The organism is Thermodesulfobacteriota bacterium, from assembly GCA_040756475.1.
GTDB lineage: Bacteria > Desulfobacterota > Deferrisomatia > Deferrisomatales > JACRMM01 > JBFLZB01.
Genome location: JBFLZB010000237.1, coordinates 1 through 2,758, shown reverse-complemented (window position 1 = coordinate 2,758; position 2,758 = coordinate 1). Strand labels below are relative to the sequence as shown.

Sequence of the window (2,758 nt, the reverse complement as noted above, 5' to 3'; positions counted from 1 at the left end):
GGAAAGGGCGAGCTTCCACCGGAACACCGGAACCCGCCGGCCCCCGTAGCGCCGCTTCCAGTCCCGCGCGCCCGAGGCGGCCGAGACCGGCACGGCCCCCAGCACCAGCACCAGGAGATAGAAGGCCGCCCGCTCCAGGGATGGCTCTCGCCACAGGAAGGCCAGGACGAGGAAGAGCACGGCGGCGGGCAGGGCCCCGTTGGGGGTGTGGGCGGCCACGGGGTGGAGGAGGAAGGTGTCCCACACGTCCCGCACGAACCGCGCCTTCCCGCGGCCCACGGGGGAAAACTGGGAGCGTTCCGCCCCGCAAACAGGGCAGGCTTGGGGGGCGGCCTCCCCCGGGGTCAGGTAGCCGCAGACCAGGCACCGCCAGCGCTGGGTCACCACCACCTCAGGGCACGATCTTCGTGCCCAGCACGTCCAGGAACTTCGCCAGCCACTCGGGGTGGGCGGGCCAGGCCGGGGCGGTGACGAGGTTCCCGTCCACGTGGGCCTTGTCCACCGGGACGTCGGCGTAGGTGCCCCCGCACCCGGCCACCTCGGGCCCTACCGCCGGGTAGGCGCTGCACGAGCGGCCCTTGAGCACGCCCGCTGCCGCGAGCACCTGGGCCCCGTGGCAGATGGCGGCCACGGGCTTTCCCTCTTCGAAGAAGTGGCGCACGATCTCGAGCACCTTGGGATTGAGGCGCAGGTACTCCGGGGCCCGGCCCCCCGGGATCACCAGGGCGTCGTAGGTCTTGGGTTTCACCTTCTTGAAGTCGGCGTTAAGCGAGAAGTTGTGGCCGGGCTTCTCCGAGTAGGTCTGGGCTCCGTCGAAGTCGTGCACCGCGGTGCGCACGGCTTCCCCCGCCTTCTTGTCGGGGCAGACGGCGTGCACCGTGTGTCCCACCGCCTGGAGCGCCTGGAAGGGCACCATCACCTCGTAGTCCTCCACGTAGTCCCCCACCAGCATGAGGATCTTCTTCGCAGCCACGGCCGCCTCCTTTCTCCCGGGTGGACGAATCGCGGGCGACTCTACCGCACCGGGGGCGGGCGGCAAGTCTGTGCTTCGCGGTGCGTCTCGACGCACCCTACGAGCCTTCCTGCGAGCCTGCCGAGGGACGAGGTGAGGCTTGCCTCGGCGCGGGGCCATGTCTAGACTGTGTCTCGACTCTCCCAGAGGGAAGGCACATGCAGACGGCAAAGCTCTTTCAAAACGGGGGAAGCCAGGCGGTTCGGCTGCCGAAGGAATTTCGCTTCGAAGGCGACGAGGTCGTGGTGAAGAGACTCGGAGAAGCCGTCCTTCTGTTTCCGAAGCGCTATGCGTGGGGAGACCTGAAAGCGGCCCTCGACCTCCTCGACCCGGAGTTCCAGATCGAGCGAGACCAGCCCCGGGAGTCCGAGCAACGGGAGTTCGACTCCTGATGCCCTTCCTGCTCGACACCGACACCTGTATCTACCTGATCAACCGCAGGCCCGGCTACGAGGGGGCTCTTCGGCACATGGACGGGCTGGAGTACGGCGACGTCCTCATCTCCGCGGTGACGCTCGCCGAGCTCCGCTTCGGCGTAGCGAAGAGTGCTCGCCGGGAAGCCAACGGCGCCCGCCTGGAGCACTTTCTGGCGCGGTTCGAGACCCTGGTCTTCGGCGAGGAGGCTGCCGGCGCGTATGGGCCGCTTCGAGCGCACCTGGAAAGCGAAGGAACGCCCATCGGACCCCTCGACACCCTGCTGGCCGCCCAGGCGTTGGCGGCGGGCTGCACCCTGGTGACGAACAACTCCGGCGAGTTCTCGCGGGTACCCGGGCTGCGGACGGAAAACTGGTTCGGTGCCGAGATGGGGGGGCCGGGCCATCCTCGCTCTGCGTCCACATAGCAGGGTGCGTTGGCGAACCTCCGGGCCGGCCTCGGCCGGTGGCTCCTGCGCCAGGCCCACGAGCACCTGGTTCCCCGGCTGCGAGCGATCAGCGAGCGCCACGGGCTGCCCTACCGCCGGGCGTTCGTCAAGCGTCAGCGGACTCGTTGGGCCAGTTGCTCCCGGCACCGGACCATCTCCGTCAACGCAAAGCTCCTCTTCCTGCCGGCCCGGCTTGTGGACTACGCTCTCACCCATGAGCTCTGTCATGTTGCGGAGATGTACCACTCGCGGCGGTTCTGGGGCCGCGTGGCGCAGTTGTGTCCGGAGTACCGGGAGCTCGACGGGGAGCTGCGGGAGATGTGGAAGGCAATACCGAGGTGGGCGGGCTAGCTCTTGGGTACCTCGGGTCGTGCCGATACTGGTTGCACTGGCTGCGGAGAAGATCGTGGAAGTAGAGAATATCTGCGACGTCGACCTTTCCCCGTTCATCGTGGCAGTGGTTCGACACCAAGGCCAAGAGTTGAGATTCCGGCAGCCTCTCACCCTCGTGCCAGAGCTCGATGACACGGAACAACTGATGCGCTTGCAGGCCCCGGAGCTCGGGATCGATGTCTTCGCCGTGACCCGCGACGCGTTGTGGGAAGAGCTTTCTGAGCAGGTGGCGATGCTGTGGGAGGAGTACGCGGAGGCGCCTGCCGAAGTCCTTTCCCCACCGGCGGCCGCCCTGAAGGAAAAACTTCTCGCGGCTTTGGAGGTGGTGGCCGATGCCGAAGGATAAGCACACTGGGTAACCCCCCGCCTATGGCGGGGGACCCACGAAGTTTGACAGTTCCAGGAGCAAACGGGCTGTGTTGCGATCCGTGTGGGTTTGCGGAGCGGTAGAGATCTCGGGAATGCGGCTCTTTCACCGGTAGGGGCGCACG

The 2,758-nt window shown here is 67.4% G+C and carries 6 protein-coding genes; 4 read left to right on the top strand and 2 right to left on the bottom strand.

Annotation, left to right across the window (positions count from 1 at the left end; genetic code table 11):
- Together AB1578_21300 and AB1578_21295 are read right to left on the bottom strand one after the other, a co-directional pair.
- On the bottom strand, window positions 1-384 hold a 384-nt coding region (locus tag AB1578_21300; GenBank protein ID MEW6490434.1), incomplete at its 3' end, for a rubredoxin-like domain-containing protein.
- A 7-nt stretch (window positions 385-391) separates the two neighbouring features.
- Window positions 392-952 carry a DJ-1/PfpI family protein gene (locus AB1578_21295; GenBank protein ID MEW6490433.1) on the bottom strand — a complete coding sequence of 187 codons (561 nt, stop codon included), beginning with the start codon at window positions 950-952 and terminating at the stop codon, window positions 392-394.
- 218 nt (window positions 953-1,170) lie between these two features.
- Between AB1578_21295 and vapB the strand changes: the two genes are divergently transcribed.
- The 4 genes from vapB to AB1578_21275 are packed head-to-tail and all read left to right on the top strand — an operon-like array spanning window position 1,171 to window position 2,613.
- Complete coding sequence (gene vapB / locus AB1578_21290; GenBank protein MEW6490432.1) at window positions 1,171-1,404, top strand: type II toxin-antitoxin system VapB family antitoxin; 234 nt, start codon at window positions 1,171-1,173, stop codon at window positions 1,402-1,404.
- Window positions 1,404-1,853 (top strand): PIN domain-containing protein, encoded by a 450-nt coding sequence (locus AB1578_21285; protein MEW6490431.1) that lies wholly within the window; start codon window positions 1,404-1,406, stop codon window positions 1,851-1,853. The genes vapB and AB1578_21285 overlap by 1 nt, the downstream gene beginning before the upstream one ends.
- A 9-nt stretch (window positions 1,854-1,862) precedes the next feature.
- Complete coding sequence (locus AB1578_21280) at window positions 1,863-2,225, top strand: YgjP-like metallopeptidase domain-containing protein (protein MEW6490430.1); 363 nt, start codon at window positions 1,863-1,865, stop codon at window positions 2,223-2,225.
- Window positions 2,226-2,280: 55 nt separating this feature from the next.
- Window positions 2,281-2,613: a hypothetical protein gene (locus AB1578_21275; GenBank protein ID MEW6490429.1), complete on the top strand. Its 333-nt coding sequence runs from the start codon at window positions 2,281-2,283 to the stop codon at window positions 2,611-2,613.
- Window positions 2,614-2,758: the final 145 nt, after the last annotated feature.

Coding starts and splice junctions, on each gene's coding strand:
- AB1578_21295 (MEW6490433.1), bottom strand. CDS start 952: ATGCTGGTGGGGGACTACGTGGAGGACTACGAGGTGATGGTGCCCTTC.
- AB1578_21285 (MEW6490431.1), top strand. CDS start 1,404: ATGCCCTTCCTGCTCGACACCGACACCTGTATCTACCTGATCAACCGC.
- vapB (MEW6490432.1), top strand. CDS start 1,171: ATGCAGACGGCAAAGCTCTTTCAAAACGGGGGAAGCCAGGCGGTTCGG.